Origin of the sequence: Flavobacterium psychroterrae (assembly GCF_018380615.1) — a bacterium.
GTDB classification, from domain to species: domain Bacteria; phylum Bacteroidota; class Bacteroidia; order Flavobacteriales; family Flavobacteriaceae; genus Flavobacterium; species Flavobacterium psychroterrae.
This window is the reverse complement of sequence record NZ_JAGYVZ010000005.1, coordinates 1-17,990: the sequence shown is the minus strand read 5'-3', so window position 1 is coordinate 17,990 and position 17,990 is coordinate 1. Positions and strand designations below refer to the sequence as shown.

At 32.7% G+C, this 17,990-nt stretch carries 17 protein-coding genes; 4 read left to right on the top strand and 13 right to left on the bottom strand.

Annotated elements, in window-relative coordinates:
- Positions 1-25: 25 nt before the first annotated feature.
- The 6 genes from KHA90_RS06970 to KHA90_RS06945 all read right to left on the bottom strand — a co-directional run bounded on the left by KHA90_RS06970 (position 26) and on the right by KHA90_RS06945 (position 4,990).
- Complete coding sequence (locus tag KHA90_RS06970; RefSeq protein WP_244860265.1) at positions 26-538, bottom strand: DUF4142 domain-containing protein; 513 nt, start codon at positions 536-538, stop codon at positions 26-28.
- 709 nt (positions 539-1,247) lie between these two features.
- The gene (locus KHA90_RS06965; protein ID WP_213296831.1) at positions 1,248-3,032 is read right to left on the bottom strand and encodes a sensor histidine kinase; all 1,785 of its coding nucleotides are present in this window, start codon (positions 3,030-3,032) and stop codon (positions 1,248-1,250) included.
- A gap of 10 nt (positions 3,033-3,042) precedes the next feature.
- Positions 3,043-3,492 carry a response regulator gene (locus tag KHA90_RS06960; protein ID WP_055098384.1) on the bottom strand — a complete coding sequence of 150 codons (450 nt, stop codon included), beginning with the start codon at positions 3,490-3,492 and terminating at the stop codon, positions 3,043-3,045.
- A gap of 21 nt (positions 3,493-3,513) precedes the next feature.
- A complete protein-coding gene (locus tag KHA90_RS06955; protein WP_213296829.1) occupies positions 3,514-4,065 on the bottom strand; it encodes a helix-turn-helix domain-containing protein in 552 nt (183 codons plus the stop codon).
- A 157-nt stretch (positions 4,066-4,222) separates the two neighbouring features.
- Positions 4,223-4,408: a CsbD family protein gene (locus tag KHA90_RS06950; RefSeq protein WP_055098382.1), complete on the bottom strand. Its 186-nt coding sequence runs from the start codon at positions 4,406-4,408 to the stop codon at positions 4,223-4,225.
- A gap of 105 nt (positions 4,409-4,513) precedes the next feature.
- Positions 4,514-4,990 carry a Dps family protein gene (locus tag KHA90_RS06945; protein ID WP_213296827.1) on the bottom strand — a complete coding sequence of 159 codons (477 nt, stop codon included), beginning with the start codon at positions 4,988-4,990 and terminating at the stop codon, positions 4,514-4,516.
- A 151-nt stretch (positions 4,991-5,141) separates the two neighbouring features.
- Here KHA90_RS06945 and KHA90_RS06940 point away from each other — a divergent pair, with 151 nt between their 5' ends.
- The 3 genes from KHA90_RS06940 (at position 5,142) to KHA90_RS06930 (ending at position 9,237) form a co-directional block, all read left to right on the top strand.
- Complete coding sequence (locus tag KHA90_RS06940; protein ID WP_213296824.1) at positions 5,142-7,325, top strand: DUF5723 family protein; 2,184 nt, start codon at positions 5,142-5,144, stop codon at positions 7,323-7,325.
- 116 nt (positions 7,326-7,441) lie between these two features.
- Positions 7,442-8,269: an orotidine-5'-phosphate decarboxylase gene (gene pyrF, locus KHA90_RS06935; protein WP_213296821.1), complete on the top strand. Its 828-nt coding sequence runs from the start codon at positions 7,442-7,444 to the stop codon at positions 8,267-8,269.
- A gap of 167 nt (positions 8,270-8,436) precedes the next feature.
- The gene (locus KHA90_RS06930; protein ID WP_213296818.1) at positions 8,437-9,237 is read left to right on the top strand and encodes an ABC transporter substrate-binding protein; all 801 of its coding nucleotides are present in this window, start codon (positions 8,437-8,439) and stop codon (positions 9,235-9,237) included.
- Between the two features lie 177 nt (positions 9,238-9,414).
- On the opposite strand, the gene KHA90_RS06925 is transcribed toward KHA90_RS06930, so the two are convergent.
- A complete protein-coding gene (locus tag KHA90_RS06925) occupies positions 9,415-10,335 on the bottom strand; it encodes a helix-turn-helix domain-containing protein (RefSeq protein WP_213296815.1) in 921 nt (306 codons plus the stop codon).
- Between the two features lie 340 nt (positions 10,336-10,675).
- A complete protein-coding gene (locus KHA90_RS06920; protein ID WP_213296812.1) occupies positions 10,676-11,686 on the bottom strand; it encodes an aldo/keto reductase in 1,011 nt (336 codons plus the stop codon).
- Between the two features lie 652 nt (positions 11,687-12,338).
- Here KHA90_RS06920 and KHA90_RS06915 point away from each other — a divergent pair.
- A complete protein-coding gene (locus tag KHA90_RS06915) occupies positions 12,339-13,832 on the top strand; it encodes a catalase (protein WP_213296810.1) in 1,494 nt (497 codons plus the stop codon).
- A 271-nt stretch (positions 13,833-14,103) separates the two neighbouring features.
- On the opposite strand, the gene purU is transcribed toward KHA90_RS06915, so the two are convergent.
- The 5 genes from purU to KHA90_RS06890 form a co-directional block, all read right to left on the bottom strand.
- A complete protein-coding gene (purU, locus tag KHA90_RS06910) occupies positions 14,104-14,958 on the bottom strand; it encodes a formyltetrahydrofolate deformylase (protein ID WP_213296808.1) in 855 nt (284 codons plus the stop codon).
- A gap of 96 nt (positions 14,959-15,054) precedes the next feature.
- Entirely contained in the window at positions 15,055-15,777 is a 723-nt protein-coding gene (locus KHA90_RS06905; RefSeq protein WP_213296806.1) for a DUF4197 domain-containing protein, read from the bottom strand.
- A 319-nt stretch (positions 15,778-16,096) separates the two neighbouring features.
- Positions 16,097-16,690, bottom strand: coding sequence for a hypothetical protein (locus KHA90_RS06900; protein ID WP_244860264.1), 594 nt, complete (start codon positions 16,688-16,690; stop codon positions 16,097-16,099).
- A complete protein-coding gene (locus tag KHA90_RS06895) occupies positions 16,674-17,294 on the bottom strand; it encodes a hypothetical protein (RefSeq protein WP_213296804.1) in 621 nt (206 codons plus the stop codon). Before KHA90_RS06895 ends, KHA90_RS06900 begins: the two co-directional genes overlap by 17 nt.
- A 112-nt stretch (positions 17,295-17,406) precedes the next feature.
- Positions 17,407-17,829, bottom strand: coding sequence for a cytochrome c oxidase assembly factor Coa1 family protein (locus KHA90_RS06890; protein WP_213296802.1), 423 nt, complete (start codon positions 17,827-17,829; stop codon positions 17,407-17,409).
- Between the last annotated feature and the right edge of the window lie 161 nt (positions 17,830-17,990).

The window sequence follows — 17,990 nt, the reverse complement described above, 5'->3', positions numbered from 1 at the left end:
AATTTAGTTAATAATATTTAGGCATTTAAATAATCTCATAATTAATCCTCTGCATTTCGCGTAGGATCTGGTATTGTTCAGGTAAATATTGTAACACTAATTTTAATATCGTTTTGTCATTTGTTTGTTTTGAAATTGATTCTAATAATCCAATTTGTTCTTTTAAGGATTCTGTCATTGCATTCAAATACGTTTTATTAAAATCAGTATTATTTGCATCAATCAAATCGTATAAATCTCGCTTATTATGTGTTGCATCAATTTCTGTAATTATAATGAGCTTTTTTGTAGCCATTTTTGAAATATCATGTAACAATTGATTCTGATTAATTTCTATTTTTTTACTCAACTCCCGTATTGTAAAATCTGAACTTTTTTGTTGTGCAATTTGACTTTTTGAAATAATTGACTTCGTAACATTTGCCGTTGCTATGAAAAAAAAAGCTTCGATTTCTTCTTTTTCCGTTTTATTAAAAGTTTCACTTTTTAATGAGCTTTCTACCGGATTATTTTTCTTGCATGATGCTAAAGAAATCATAATTATCAATAAAAAAATTAGTCTAAAAAATGTCGCTTTCAATTGGGGCGCTGCTTTCATTATTACTTCATAAAGTATTACATTACAAAGATGCTAACGAAACAAACATTTTGCTTTACAGCATAAAAATGAATCGTTATATAATTCCCATAACTCAATTGTTTGCTGGGTTTATGCTCTAATTTTCAAGTATTTATTGCTTTAAAGTTTATAGCAAAAAAAAAGAAACCATAGAATTAACTATGGTTTCTTTTAATATATAAGTATATTTTATTTTCCTACTTTTTTAAGTCTCAGTTTTCAGTCTCAGTTTTCAGTCTCAGTATTCAGTCTCGGTTTTCAGTCTCGGTTTTCAGTCTCAGTTTTCAGTCTCGGTTTTCAGTCTCAGTATTCAGTCTCGGTTTTCAGTCTCAGTTTTCAGTCTCAGTTTTCAGTCTCAGTTTTCAGTCTCAGTATTCAGTCTCAGTATTCAGTCTCGGTTTTCAGTCTCAGTTTTCAGTCTCAGTTTTCAGTCTCAGTTTTCAGTCTCAGTATTCAGTCTCGGTATTCAGTCTCGGTTTTCAGTCTCGGTTTTCAGTCTCAGTATTCAGTCTCAGTATTCAGTCTCAGTATTCAGTCTCAGTATTCAGTCTCAGTATTCAGTCTCGGTTTTTCTGTAAACTGTCACTGCGACTGAAAACTGAAAACTGCGACTGAAAACTGAAAACTATCACTCCGGTAGAAAAACGGTAAAAACAGATCCTTCGTTTGGAGTACTGTCGGCTATGATATGACCTTTATGATTGTCTACTATTTTTTTGCAAATGGCAAGACCAATTCCTGTTCCTGGATAATCTGTTTTAGAATGCAAACGCTGAAACAAAACAAAAATGGTTTCTTTGAATTGAGGATCAAATCCCATTCCGTTATCTGTGAAAGTGATCTTATAGAATTTTTTTACATTTGGTTCTAATAAATCAGGATAATCGCTTGAATTTACTTTTTCGGTTTCAATTGTAATTTCGGGCGTAATATCAGGCTGACTATATTTTAGAGAGTTTCCGATAAGGTTGATGAAAAGTTGTTCTATTTGATACGGAATAACCGCCAGCTTCGGCAATTTTGTAACCGTAATAATTGCTCCCTTTTCTTCGATGATTTCTGCTAATTCAGATTCGGCATTTTCCAGTAATTCTTTTAAGTTTAATTTGATGAATTCCTTTTTCGTGGTATTTGTTCTTGAGAATAAAAGTAAGTCGTCAATTAAAACACGCATTCTTTTAGCCGAAACTTCAATTTTAGATATATAAGCTTTTGCACTTTCAGATAAAACGGCTTTATCTGCTTCAGAAATTCTGGAAACAAAAGTCTGAATTTTTCTTAAAGGTTCCTGTAAATCGTGACTTGCAACATGATTGAACGAAGCCAGCTCTTTATTGCTTTTCTCTAATTCTCTATTACGTTCCTGAAGTTCTATATTCAGTAAATGCTCGTCGGTAATATCAAAATTAATTCCCAGTAAAATTTTACTTCCCTGTTGATCTGTGAGTAATTTTCCGGTCGTTTTAAAATATCTTATTTCGTAATCCGGACGTGTGATTTTATAATAAACAAAAGGCAATTGCTTTTTCTCAACAATAACTTCCATTGATTTTGCGACCTTAGCTTTATCATCAGGATGTACAAATTCCAGAATAGTATCTTTTACCGGAACAAATGCATTAGGCTCAAAACCTAACAAACGAAATTGATTGTCTGAGTAATCGATTTTATCAGTATCTAAATCCCATTGCCACGTACTAAATTTACCAATACTTTCAGATTCAGCCATTAGTCCGCTTGAAATTAAAAGTTTTTTATTGTAAATTTTCAAACGTTCAAAATCTCTGCTGATTTGTCTGTAGGCTAATAAAATAAAAAGCAATGCTGCTAAAAATAATGAAATAGAAAATAGGGGACTTAAGGAGATTTCGGCAGCGTAGATTTTTAGCCTTTTTTCAAGATAATTTTTCTCGATGTCGTTCATTTCGTCTACTTGAAAACGAATGTTCTCCATCAGGATTCGACCGCCAAACATATGATTGTCGAGTTTTCGCTTATCATATGTTTTAGGATCGCTGTATTTTAAACAATTTTCAAAAGAAACAAAACGCTGAATTATCAGCTTAAATAATTTTTGAAGATTTTTTTGCTGTTTTGGATTATTAGCAGTTAATTTTTTTAGCGTAATAAATGATGTGTTTACCTTGTCGCGCGAATAAATATAAGGCGTTAAAAACCTGGAATTTCGTGTAATTATATATCCACGCTGTCCAGTTTCAGCATCCTTAATGGCCGACATTAATCGCTCTAATTGAATGTTTATTTCATACGTATGCATTACAACTTTACTGGATTCGTCTATATCCTTGTTGTGTTTGTAAGCAATTGATGAGAGAAATAACAGAATGAAAACCGCGATTACAAAAATAACTCTCAAAGAGTTTGAAGAATTAAAATTTGGGATCCACTTCATTGATATGCTATTATTTTAGTCGAAGCAGGAAATTATCACGGTTCAAACCAGAGGTATGATAATGCCAGTTTACGGTCACGACTTCATTAATTATTTTTTTAAGCGTATTAAAATCGCTTGGTTTTTTAATATAAATATTGGCTCCCTGAATAAAAGTATCTTCAATATCTTCCTCAGATGATGAAGTAGAATATATTGCAATAATAATATTTTTAAGATGTTCTGTTTTTTTAATCTCGATCAAACATTCTTTACCGGTTTTTTTAGGCATGTTCAAATCCAGAAATAAAATATCCGGTAATTTAGTTTCAGGATCCATTAAATGATCCATCAATTGCATTCCGTCGTGAACAAAATCAACTTTTGTCTGAATTTTTATTTCCTCAAAAGCATCCTTAAAAAAAAGACGATCGTCTTCATCATCATCAGCCAATAAAATGTATAATGCGTTTTTTTGCATTTTAGTATGGTATTATGGGTTTTATTTTAAATTTTCTCTACGTTTCTTAATTATTCTCTGAAATGCCGATGGCGTAATTCCCGTAGTATTCTTAAACTGAGTACTCAAATGCGCAACACTTGAATAGTTTAGTAAAAAGGCAATTTCGGTCAGACTCATTTCATTAATAATAATTAATTGCTTAGCTCTTTCAATTTTCTGTAAAATAATAAAATTTTCAATAGAAGAATAAGTTACTTCTGAGAAAACATTTGATAAATAACCGTAACTATGGTTTAATTTCTCTGCTAAAAACACAGAACTCTTATAATTATTGCTGTCTTCCATGAAAACAAGCTCAATTATGGCGTCTTTAATCTTTTGGACTAATACACTTTTCTGGTTTTCAACAACTTCAAAACCGCACGGTAACAAATTATTTTTTAAAGATTCGAGCGCATCAGCATCCAGATTGTCAGCAATTTCAATTTCGCCAAATCCCAGAGTTGTAAAATTTATATTTTGTTGGTCCAGGTTATGTTTCAAAAAAAGCGAGCAAATAGTGTTGATGTCGAACTTTATAAATAGTTTCATTTTATAGAAATTTTGTTAAAGATAATTAATTTATTTTTGGTTACAGAGTTTTATGCTTGATAGCGATTTGAAATATTGAAAAATTTAAATAAAATTCTCAAAAAAACACCGTCTAATATGTTTTATTAGACGGTGTTTTTTATTGATTTAGAACGTTTTACAAATCAGCAATGATTTTGCGAACCTCATCTTTTGTCTTACCTAATTTTTGTTGAAGTTTTCCGTACATTTCGTCTTCTTTTCCTTCATCGTATAATAAATCGTCATCAGTTAAATCAGCATATTGTTGTTTCAATTTACCTTTTAACTCGTTCCAGTTTCCTTTTATCTCTGTAGTATTCATGATATTGTTTTTTTGTATTTATAATATTGTAAAATTCCGAATTCTATACTGTTTACTCGTTATATGAATTTTAAAAAGCGTTTCATAATTCACATTTCATCATTTTTAAACCTGATAACGACGTAAAATCCACGCCATTTTTTCATGCTCTTTCAATAAACCGGTCACAAAATCAGCAGAACCAAAATCATTATTATCAGCATTTTCAAAAAGCGGAATATAATCTCTGAATTCGGTTACCAATTGCTCATGATTTTCTAAAAGTTCCTCAAGCATGTGTTTTTGAGAAGTATATTCTTTAGGAGATTCTTTTAAGGTAGAGTTTTCTATAAACTCGTTCATGGTTCCAATAGTTTTTTCTCCAAGTTGGCTAATGCGTTCTGCAACCTCGTCAATTTGAGCTTCTAAAATTCGGTATTGATCTTCAAACAATTTATGCAATTCCATAAAGCTATTTCCTGAAATATTCCAGTGAAATTTTCTTGTTTTTACATAAAGGGTCATTTCATTTGATAAAATTGTGGCTAATATATTGGTACTTTTTTTTAAGTTTTTTGGAGTTATCCCTATATGTGGAGTCATAATTAATGTTCATTATCAAAAATAAATCATAGCTATTTATTTTTTCTTACATAATTTGTTGAAGATGTTACATGAATTCAATGTTTTGGTAACCTCATTGTAAATCTAAAAGTGTAGTTTTGCCCCGAATTTATCTAAAAACCAAATTTTAATGAAAAGAACTCTACTTAGTTTAATACTTATTGCAATTACATTTTCGGCAAAAGCGCAATCATATCTGGGTTATACTCATGATAATTACGCAGGTGTACAAAGTGTATTATTTAACCCGGCTTCTATTGCCGATTCTCGTTTTAAAACCGATATTAATTTGTTTTCCATCAGCGGTTCAGTAGGAAATGATTTATACGGAGTTAAACTTTTTGATACTTATAAAAAAGGTTATGATTTTGACAGCCAGTCTGTAATGACTCCAAAAAATGCTAACAGCGGTATTGCAAATTTTGATATCATGGGCCCATCTTTCATGTTTAATATTGCTCCTAAACATACTATTGCTGTATTTACAAGAGTAAGATCTGTTACTAATTTAAGAAATATCAACGGAAATCTTGTAGATCAGGTTAAAGAAGGTCTTGATAAAGCAAGTGACTTTAATTTTAATGCAGGAAACGCAAACGGTGCCTCAAATACCTGGGCTGAACTTGGAATTTCATACGCAGCAGTTTTATATCAAAAAGACCAACACTTTTTAAAAGGAGGTTTGACTGCTAAATATTTACAAGGTGGTGTAAACGGATATATTAAAGGACAAGATGTTCAGGTTGCCTACAATGAAAACACAATAAATCCTGATAAAGGAACTCTTACTTCAAGCGGAACAATTACTGTGGGTACAAGTCAGGATTTTGAAGCAAAAGAAGATTATGAATTTGACTCTAATTCAAACGGATTTGGTTTTGATCTTGGACTTGTTTACGAATGGAGACCGGATTATGATAAATATGATTTAAGTAAAGCAAAACCAGCTGATAATAATTTCAGAGATTTAAATAAATACAAATTGCGTTTCGGATTATCTGTAACTGATATTGGATCAATTAACTATAAAAATTCAAGACAGGATACTTATAATGTAAATGGTACAATCACGCAGGAAATGATCAATGATGCTGATAATTTCTATGATTTCCTTGAGGAACATTATACAAAAACATCATCGACTAAAGGAATGAAAACCAATTTGCCAACGGCACTTCATGCTGATGTTGACTGGAATATGTACAGAAAATTCTATTTGAATCTTAACGGAGATATCAATATGGTTTCTGATAATAAAATAAATGGTTATGGCATCGCTGATCGTGTAACTTTAACGCCTCGTTACGAATCAAGATGGTTTAGTTTTTATGTTCCAATGACTTACATGGAATATAGCAAAATGCAGGTTGGTTCAGGAATACGTGTTGGAGCTTTTTTCATTGGTTCAGGTTCTGTGTTGACTAATTTAGTTTCGAAAGAATCAAAAGCTGCTGATTTTCATCTTGGGATAAAAATTCCGGTTTATGAAAAGAAATTCAAAGATACAGACGAAGATGGTGTTATCGATAAAGAAGATGCTTGTAGAAAAGTAGCAGGTCCGGCAGAAAATAAAGGTTGTCCTTGGCCAGATACAGATAAAGATGGAGTTTTTGATAAAGATGATGCATGTCCGGATGTTTCGGGTCCTGTAGAAAATAAAGGCTGCCCATGGAAAGATTCTGATGGAGATACTTTATTAGACAATGTAGATGCTTGTCCTGCAATTGCTGGTCCGGTAGAAAACAAAGGTTGTCCTTGGCCGGATACAGATCAGGATGGCGTTTTAGACAAAGATGATGCCTGCCCAACTGTTGCCGGTTTAGCCGAAAATAAAGGTTGTCCGGTTTTAGATGCTGACAAAGACGGAGTTCCTGATAATGTTGATGATTGTCCTTTAATTTACGGTCCGGCTGATAATAAAGGTTGTCCTAAAGTGACTAAAGCTACATTAGATAAATTAAAAGTAGAAGCTAAATCTATCTTTTTCGTAACAGGAAAAGCAACATTAAGCGATGCTAAAAAAGGAGTAACTTCAGGCAGATTAGACGCTATCAAAGAAATCCTGAAAAATTATCCAAATGCTAAATTTGCCATCAACGGACATACTGATAATGTAGGGAATGCAAAAGCAAACCAAAAATTATCTGAAGCAAGAGCAAAAGTAGTTATGGATGCATTAATTGCAAAAGGAATCAATCCTGATAATTTAAGTTCACAAGGATTTGGAGCTACAAAACCAGTTGCAACTAATAAAACTGCTTCAGGAAGAGCAGAAAACAGAAGAACAGAAATTGTTTATTTAGGTAATTTATAAGCCTGAACTGAATATAAAACTAAAAAGCCATTCTTAATTGAATGGCTTTTTTTATTTTTGCGTACTTTCTAAAAAAGAACTATTTCTGATGCATTAGAAGAGCTAAAAAATCAAGAATGACAACACAACAACTACACGAACAAATCCTTTTAAAAAAATCTTTTTTATGCGTTGGACTCGATCCCGATCTAACCAAAATCCCACCTCACTTATTAGAAACCGAAGATCCTATTTTCGAATTCAATAAAGCCATAATTGATGCAACGCACGATTTAACCGTGGGCTACAAACCAAATACTGCTTTTTTTGAAGCATATGGAATAAAAGGATGGATGTCTTTGCAAAAAACAATCAATTACATCAACGATAATTATCCTGAAATTTTTACTATTGCCGATGCTAAACGTGGCGATATAGGCAATACGTCAAGCATGTATGCAAAAGCTTTTTTTGAAGATTTAAATTTTGATAGTGTAACCGTTGCGCCTTATATGGGGAAAGATTCGGTTGAGCCATTTTTAGCTTTCGAAAACAAACATACCATCATGTTGGCATTGACATCTAACGAAGGTGCTTTTGATTTCCAGACATTAACCACAAACGGAAAAGAATTATACAAGCAAGTTTTAGAAACTTCTAAAACATGGAAAAACAGCCACAATTTAATGTACGTTGTTGGCGCTACTAAAGCCGAATATTTTACCGAAATTAGAAAAATTGTTCCGGATAGTTTCTTGTTAGTTCCCGGAATTGGCGCTCAGGGCGGAAGTTTATCCGAAGTTTGCAAATACGGAATGAATGATAAAATAGGTTTATTGGTGAACTCTGCAAGAGCGATTATCTACGCTTCAAATGGAACTGACTTCGCAGAAAAGGCAAGGGAAGAAGCTTTGAAAGTACAACAGGAAATGGAAGAAATTATTAGTTTAAAGTTTCAAGGTTAAAGTTTGCTTTACTTTAAGCTTAATTATACCACAGAGTTACACAAAGATTTTCCAGAGTTTCGCAAAGTTTTTTGCTTTATTTCTTTGTGTATCTCTGTGAAAAACTTTGTGTAACTCTGTGGTAGAAAAACACAATCCAATAACTTGAAACAATAAAAACCTGAAACTTGAAACAACTAACAGATCAACTCGGTACTTCACATTCTTTTGAGAATTCTCCTAAACGAATCATTTCGTTAGTACCTTCTCAAACCGAATTATTATACGATTTAGGTTTAGAAGAAAAAATCATCGGAATCACCAAGTTTTGTGTGCATCCGTATCATTTTAAATCAACTAAAAAGATTGTTGGCGGAACCAAGAAAATTCATTTTGAAAAGATAAAATTATTGCAGCCTGATATTATCATTTGCAATAAAGAAGAAAACACTCAGGAAATCGTAGATCAATTAAGTGCTATTTGTCCGGTTTGGGTAACGAATATTATTACTATTGAAGATAATTTTCAGATGATTTCAGATTTTGGTCATCTTTTTAATTGCAGAACCGAATCTCAAAAATGGAATGATAAACTGGCTTTTGCTTTAAGCGATTTCAAAAAATATATTGCAGATATTCCAGTACAAAAAGCAGCCTATTTTATCTGGAAAAATCCATTTATGGTTGCCGGAAATGATACATATATCAATGAATTATTAAAGCTAAATCACTTTGAAAACATTTACGAAGACAAAGGCAGATATCCAGAAATAGAACTCAAAAAAATGCGTCTTGAAGGCGATCCTGATTTGGTTTTACTGTCATCAGAACCGTATCCTTTTAAAGAAGAAGATGCTTTTGAAATAGGAAGATTCACGCATCACGCCAAAACTGTTTTTGTCGATGGCGAAATGTTTTCCTGGCATGGGAGTAGATTATTAAAAGCTTTTGCGTATTTCAAAATACTGCACGAAAGATTGAAAAATTAGTTTCAGGTTTCATGTTTTCTTTGTTTCAAGTTGCTATACTTGGAGCATAATTTTACCACAGAGGGCGCTAAGTTTTTCACAGAGTTTCATAAAGCTTTGTGTAAAATCTTGTAGACAATATTCTATAAAAAATCTTTGTGAAACTCTGTGGTAAAATATCCCGCTTATATTTAAAAATTAATTAAACGAGCTCCTGAATTCTAAAGGCGAAACATTGGTTTTACTTTTAAATAATTTATTAAACGATTGCGGATATTCAAAACCCAGTTGATACGCCATTTCGCTCACGCTTAATGAAGTGGTTGTAAGTAATTCTTTTGCTTTTTCAATGATTTTATTATGAATATGATGCTGTGTACTTTGCCCTGTTAAAGAGCGTAATAAATCACTTAGATAATTAGGAGAAACATTCAATTCATCCGAGATATAAGCAACAGTTGGTAACCCGAATCGCTGTACTTTATCACTTTCAAAATAATCAGAAAGCAAAATTTCCAGTTGAGTTAGAATCGTATTATTAGCACTTTTTCTGGTAAGAAACTGGCGGTTGTAAAATCTGTTACAATAGTTAAGAAGTAATTCAATATGCGAAACCATCACATCCTGACTAAAGGCATCAATTGCAGAACAATATTCCTGCTCGATGTTTCTCATAATTCCGGTAATCATTTCCTGTTCCTTTTCTGAAAGATGTAACGCTTCACTAACAGCATATGAAAAATAGCCATAATCTTTAATGTTTTTAGCCAAAGCATAATTCTGAATAAAATCAGGATGAATCACCAACATGGCTCCATAAACGGCAGAATCAACAGAAACCTCTGTAGAAATAACCTGTCCCGGCGACATAAAAGTCATTACACCTTCGTCAAAATCATAATAATTTTGACCGTATTTCATTTTTCCTGTAAACCCTTTTTTAATACAAACCGTATAAAAATCGTAAACTACACTTTTTAAATTGTCATCAAAATGGCAGGTAATTTTACTTAAATCTACAAAACTAACTAATGGATGTTGCGGTTTTGGAATTCTCAATAATGAATGCATTTCTGAAATCGAGCGAATCAAGTACGGAATATGAGCTTCTTTTTTCATGATAAAATAATAGAATATTTAGAGAAATATAGAACTAAGGAAAAGCTATCGTAAAGATAACTTTTCTTTAGCAATTATGATTTGGTTTCATCGTTACTTTCCATAAGATTAGACTTCGCTTCAAATGACGTTTTCACTTTGTTTTAAATTATTTGCAAAGTTAAGGGTCATTTATATTGTATTTTTTGAAAACCTCAGGATAGTAGGATTGTGTTTACATTGCGGGCTTCGACTTCGCTCAGCCTGACATATGCAAACACAAAACTTATTATAAAAAACCCACATAAATCCGCGATTTCGCTTTAGCGAATCCGTATTATCCGTGTACTATCTCGAAGTCTTATTGATCAATCGAAGCCATATTAGCGGCATCATAACGATCTCCGGTTGGAGTCCCGAGCGGAATAATCTTTTCCAATCGGTTCATTTCCTCTGTTGTTAGAATTGTTTGCGCTGCGGCAATATTTTCTTCAACATATTTTACACGTTTCGTTCCTGGAATTGGTAAGATGTTTTTCGAAGAAATCCACGAAATTGCCAATTGCGAAGCAGTCATTTGTTTCTCTTCTGCCATTTTTTTAATTTCATTTACTAGCTGAATATTTTTCTGAAATTGTTCACCCTGAAAACGAGGCAAAGCTTTTCTGAAATCATTCTCAGGAAAATCATCCGGACTTTTAATATCTCCCGAAAGAAAACCTCTCCCAAGTGGAGAATAAGCCACAAAGCCAATTCCGAGTTCATTTAATGTATCTAATATCCCATCTTCTTCTGCACTTCTTTCAAATAAAGAATATTCGGTTTGAATAGCCGTTAAAGGATGGATTGCATGTGCTTTGCGAATCGTTTGTGATGAAACCTCAGATAAGCCTATGTAGCCCACTTTTCCTTCTTGAATCAATTCTGCCATAGCGGCAACAGTTTCTTCGATTGGTGTATTAGGATCAAGTCTGTGCAGGTAATACAAATCGATATAATCAGTTCCTAAGTTTTTTAGAGAACGTTCGACCGCTTTTTTTACATACTCTTTTTTGCCGTTGAATTTCCAGGTAAGTTGTTCGTTATCATCAATTTCATAACCAAATTTAGTTGCAATGCTATAAGCGTTTCTATTTCCTTTTATTGCTTTTGCAATTAAGCGTTCGTTGTGTAAAGGTCCGTATAAATCTGCAGTATCTAAAAAGTTCCCGCCTAATTCAAGCGAGCGGTGAATGGTTGCAATAGCTTCTTTTTCATCGGCTTTGCCATAAATATCAGCACCGGCAATTTGCGTCATTCCCATACAGCCTAAACCAATATTGGGAACAATAAACCCCTGATTTCCTAATTTAATTTTATTGATAGTACTCATGATTTCTGTTTTTAGATTTTTAGTTTGAAATTCTAGAGCAAAGATCCGTCAGTATTACTTTTATAAAGTATCTAAATCTCGTGTAGTTGTATCCAAAATGAGGAGAAGGGAAAAAGGTTTCAGGTTTTGTTTGTTTCAGGTTTCAGTTTTGATTTAACCGCAGATTTTTTTACCACAGAGGCACACAAAGATTCACGCAGAGTTTCACAAAGCTCTGTGTATAAAGTGCAAACTATAATTTACAATAAAAAATTTTGTGAAACTCTGTGAAAAAACTCTGCGAATCTTTGTGGTATAACTCTGCTCAAAGTAAATTAACCTGAAACAAAGAAAGCATGAAACGAAAAACCAAACCTGAAGTAAAAAAAGAATGCCGGCATCTCGAAGACGCCGGCATCATTTAACTAACCAAAACCAAAATAATAAATAACCAGTTTATTACACTACAAAGATCTTATATATATGAATGTTTTGCTGTTAAGGTTTTGTTATTACTTTGTTGGACATAAGTTAAGATTTTTTAATTGCTGTTTCTGAGCTTTGTGTAATGTTAAATAAATTTTGATTATTAAAATATAATAACAATCAATTTTGTTTATGAATATCGTAAAGATTAGTTTGTATATTTGATAAAACATTAAAAATCAGCATTATGGATTTGAACAAAAAATTAACAACTGCAACAGGAACTCCTGTTCCAGACAATCAGAATATTCAAACTGCAGGACCTCGTGGACCTGTTTTATTGCAAGATTTCTGGTTCTTAGAAAAAATGGCGCATTTTGACCGCGAGGTAATTCCGGAACGAAGAATGCATGCGAAAGGGTCTGGAGCTTACGGAACTTTTACGGTTACTCATGATATTACAAAATATACCAGAGCCGACTTATTCTCGGAAATTGGAAAACAAACAGAAATGTTTGTACGTTTTTCAACCGTTGCAGGAGAAAGAGGTGCAGCTGATGCCGAAAGAGATATTCGTGGGTTTGCCATGAAATTTTATACAAACGAAGGAAACTGGGATTTAGTAGGTAATAATACGCCTGTTTTCTTTTTTCGTGATCCAATGAAATTTCCTGATTTAAATCACGCTGTAAAACGTGATCCAAAAACCAATTTAAGAAGTGCTGATAACAATTGGGATTTTTGGACATTATTGCCAGAAGCTCTGCATCAGGTTACGATCGTAATGAGCGATAGAGGGATTCCGAAAACATACAGACAAATGCACGGATTTGGAAGCCATACTTTTAGTTTCCTAAATGCTCAAAATGAGAGAAATTATGTGAAATTTCACTTTGTTTCACAACAAGGAATCGAAAATTTATCTGATGAAGAAGCTGCTTTATTAGTTGGTGGAGACAGAGAAAGTCATCAAAGAGATTTGTTTGATGCTATTGAAGAAGGAAACTTCCCAAAATGGAAAATGTTTGTTCAGATCATGAGTGAAGAACAAGCGTCTACATATCGTTTCCATCCTTTTGATTTGACTAAAGTTTGGTTAAAAGGAGATTTTCCGCTAATACCTGTTGGAGAATTTGAATTAAATAAGAATCCTGAAAATTATTTTGCCGAAGTAGAACAAGCAGCATTTAATCCTGCACATGTACCGCCGGGAATTAGTTTTTCACCAGATAAAATGTTACAGGCGCGTTTGTTCTCTTACGGAGATGCACACCGTTACCGTTTAGGAGTAAACAACTTTCAAATTCCTGTAAACTCACCAAGATGTCCTTATAATACATTCCACAGAGATGGAGCAATGCGAGTAGACGGAAATAATGGCGGACGTAAACATTATGAGCCAAATAGTTTTGGAGAATGGCAGGAACAACCTGAATTTAAAGAACCGCCATTAGCACTTCATGGTGATGCGTATGCACATAATTTCAGAGACGACGATAATGATTATTTCACTCAGCCAGGTTTATTATTCCGATTATTAACCGATGAGAAAAAACAATTATTGTTCAAAAATACCGCCGGACAAGTAGGAGGAGCTCAAAAATTTATTCAGGTGCGTCACATTCGCAATTGTTATAAAGCTGATCCAGCCTATGGAACCGGAGTAGCAAATGCATTGGGAATGACAATGGATGAAGTAAATAATTTTTCTGATCCAAGATTGTTGATCGAAGTAAGGTAAAATAAGTTTCTGAGCTGCTGAGTTACTAAGATTCTAAGCTTTCAGGTTAAATAGTAAACCCGACAGGATTTTAATAAAAACCTGTCGGGTTTTTTATTTGATATTTATAGAAAATAAACCAGTGAAAACCAGTTTAAATCCGTCTAATCCGTGGACAAAAAATACAGACAAAGCTTTGCGATCTTCAAAATGTAATATATAATCTCCACTCAAAAACTTAGCGACCTTTGCGTAAAAACTCTGCGGACTTTGCGGTAAAAAAACTCAGCGTTTAAGAAAACACAACAGTCTTATTACTATAAACCATTGTTTTACGTTCTGCATGCAATTTAATAGCGCGAGCCAGAACAATACGTTCCAAATCCCTTCCTTTCATAATAAAATCATCTACGGAGTGTATGTGCGAAACTCTTGCAATATCCTGTTCAATAATTGGACCTTCGTCTAATTCTGCCGTAACATAATGACTTGTAGCACCAATAATTTTCACCCCACGTTTAAAAGCTGAATGATACGGTTTTGCACCCGGAAAAGCAGGTAAAAACGAATGATGGATATTGATAATTTTGTTTTCGTAAAGAGCAATTAAATTTGGTGTGATAATTTGCATATAACGCGCCAAAACAATAAAATTAATATGATATCTATTTAGCAATTCAATTTGCTTGGCTTCCCCTTCGTCCTTATTGTCTTTTGTAAAAGGAACACAATGAAACGGGATATCAAAACGTTCTGCAATTGATCTTAAATCGTTATGATTACTAATAATTACCGGAATTTCAACATTTAATTCCCCGGCACTGTAACGTCCTAAAATATCAAACAGGCAATGGTCGTATTTAGAGACAAATAAAGCCATTTTTGGCTTTTGTTCCTGATTATACAAATCCCATGACATATTAAAATCAGTTGCAATAGTTTGATCAAAATCTGCTTTTAAACCTTCAATAGTAATAGTATGATTGGTTAATTCGCATTCTAATCGCATAAAAAATACATTTTGCTCCACATCAACATGTTGATCGATATAGATAATATTTCCTTCTACTTTAGCAATAAAAGTTGTCACTGCGGCTATAATTCCTTTTCGGTCTTTGCAATGAATAAGAATGGTTATTTTTTGCATTTGGTTAATTGGTTAATCGGTTAGTTGTTGATTTTTTAATCGTTTTATTGTTTTCGATTAAACAACAAAACGATTAAACATTTAACTACAAAAAAATTATTTTTTGTCCTGCATTGCAAAAACTTTTTTCAGTAAAGGCGAAGTTCTGGCATTTATATTAGTACGTATATCTTTTTCTTCAACAGCAATCATTTTAAAAACACCCGCAAGAGCCTGATTTGTTGTATAATCTGTCAAGTCCGGATTTACTTTTTTCACTAACGGAATCGTGTTGTATTTGTTGATAATTTTTGTCCAAACGACATCAGCGCCTACTTTTTCAAAAGAAGTTTTAATTACAGGATTAAATTTACTGTACAAGGACGAAGTAGTACTTCCTTGTAAATAGCTTGTTGCAGCACTTTCATTTCCTAACAAAATGTTTTTAGCATCCGTGAACGACATATTTTTTACAGCCGAAACAAATATGGGCGTTGCCTCTTTTACAGCATCTTCCGCAGCACGATTCAATACTTTTATTCCTTCATCAGCTAGAGATGATAACCCGACTTTACGTAACGTAGCGTCAACCTTTTGTAATTCAGCCGGCATTAAGATTTTTACAGCTTCATTTTTATAAAAACCATCAACAGCGGTTAATTTGCTCACTTGTTCAGTAATTCCTTTGTTTAAAGCCTCTTTTAATCCGGATGCAATATCCACACCGCCAACTCCGGAAAGTTGAGTAGATAATTTTGCTAGTTTTTGAGCAAAAGTTTCTTTTACCTGAGCTTTACAACTAAGAGAAAATATAAGAGCTAAAATTAAAATCTTTTTCATTAGGTAGTTTTTATATAAGTTTCAAAAATACTACTTATTCAAAAATAAAGCCACAATTTTTTTTGGGAGCAGAAACAATTTGTTTTATAATTAACATTCGTCCCGCTGTTCGTTTCAATCTTTTGCTTTTTAAAGGAAAAAGCAAAAGGATTTCCACTTCCATCGGGGCTAAATTAGAAGATTTTGTTTTTTAAGAAGTACAGGTTTCTTGAAATTATTTAACATTGTCAATTTTGATAAATAATTTGGAGTGTTTTTTAATTGCCATAAATTCAGCGACTTAGAATCTTAGTAACTCAGCATCTCAGAACCTTAAAAATCACGGCCAATACATTCTAACATTATAATCCCAGTACATTTTGCTTGAGATATAAGTAGGCTGAAATTCCTTAATAGGCAAATTATTCTGATCGAATAATTCTACTCTTATGATTTTTTCGTTGGTATCATCTTTTAAGTCAATGTTTCCTTCGGCATCGTCTATGAGTTTCTTTTTCTTTAAATAAAGAGTTGGCTTTTCGATAATAAATGCCACCGCAGCTTCATTTTTAGATTCTCTTTCTACGGCTAAATTTCCGGAACCATCAAATGTTTCAATTCTTTGCAGGTAATTATTATTGTAATAAAAAAGCTGATAAGCAACACCGCCATGAAGAATCTGTAGTTTTTTATTTTGTACGCGAAACCGTAGAATTTGTTTTTTAGCATTTGTAAATTCAATAGGGCCATTTCCTTCTTTATCAATATAATTAGATAAAACTCTCACAGGTTTTGAGAATTGCTTTATTCTATTACTATAAATATGATATTTAGCATCAGATTGTGCGAATGTAAACATACATTGCAGAAAACTACAATATAAAAAGAATAATTTCATTTGCTTCTTGCTAATCATTCTAGTTATATTCACCATTAATATTTTTACGGTCTATTTGTTTAATACCGTTTTTTGTGAAAGAATAATTAGATTCTTCCTGCCATTTCCATGTATTTTGTTTTTCTGAATCTTCACCAATTGCGCTGTAAATAATTTTGATGGTTTCCTTAGTCGTAATCATTTTTATTTCAGAAAAACGATCCTGAATTTTTGCAGAGGATTCTGTTTTTTGACAATATTGTAATCTCTCTAATACTTTTGGATCTTCTTTAAACCATTTTCTTAAAAATGATAAATGAGTATCAGAGCATTGGTAACCTAAATTAAGCGCTGAAAGAAATCTACATTTTAAATTACTTCCATCTTCTTTTTTATCTCCATCCCAATGACAGTCATTACTAACATCCATTGCAATGTAGCCCAAAGCTGCTCGTTGAGGATCTGTTAATGTTTTAATGTAATTAGTATTGAGTTGAAGCGAGCCGTTTTGGTCCAGCCACAATATTTTTATATAAATATCCTGTGCTGCATTATCTGTAGAGGATTTGTTTGTTGCTATATTAGTTGTTGCGATTGTTTGAGAAAATACTGAAGAACAAAAATTAAAAAGAAATAATAAAGTAAATAGGCGGATAGTCATGATTGAAAAATATGAAAATTTATTATCGATAAAGATACTCTATCTATTTTCATTTTGTACAATAAAAAAAGGCAGAAATCTTTTTAAGAAACCTGCCTGAATTTTCGTGTAATTATTTTTTTAATACATCAATTTCTTCTTTAGTAGCTTTTATAAAAACTGATATTTCGCTATATTTCCACGTTCCTCTTTTTTCTGCCACTACAAATAAGGTTCCTTTTCCTTTTGGTCCTTTTATCGGGATTTGTAAGTCGCAATTTCCTCCATCATTGTTTGTTGTATGTATGCTGCCGGAAGTCATTCCGTCATCTTCAATTGGGCTTCCAAGTTTTTCGATAACCAGTTGGTTGTGTTGTACCTGATTCATGGCGCCTTTATAAGCATCAGAATTTGTCATCATAGAGGTAACTCCAAAGAAAATCCCGCCTATAAATAAAACAAAAATCAATAAAATACTCACACATCCGGTAGGTACAAACCATTTCCAGTTTCTATCCCACCAACTTCTTCTAACTTCAATGTAATCATCTTCCATAATTGAAATTTAAATTTAGATGAGAAAGATACTATTAACCCGTTGGGTGTAATTATTTCAAGTAAAAAATACGGACTAGATATTGTTCAAGATACTGAAATTCAGTATCTTGATGTCGCCAAACAAAACAATATCTATGTCAAATATAATAAAAAATTATC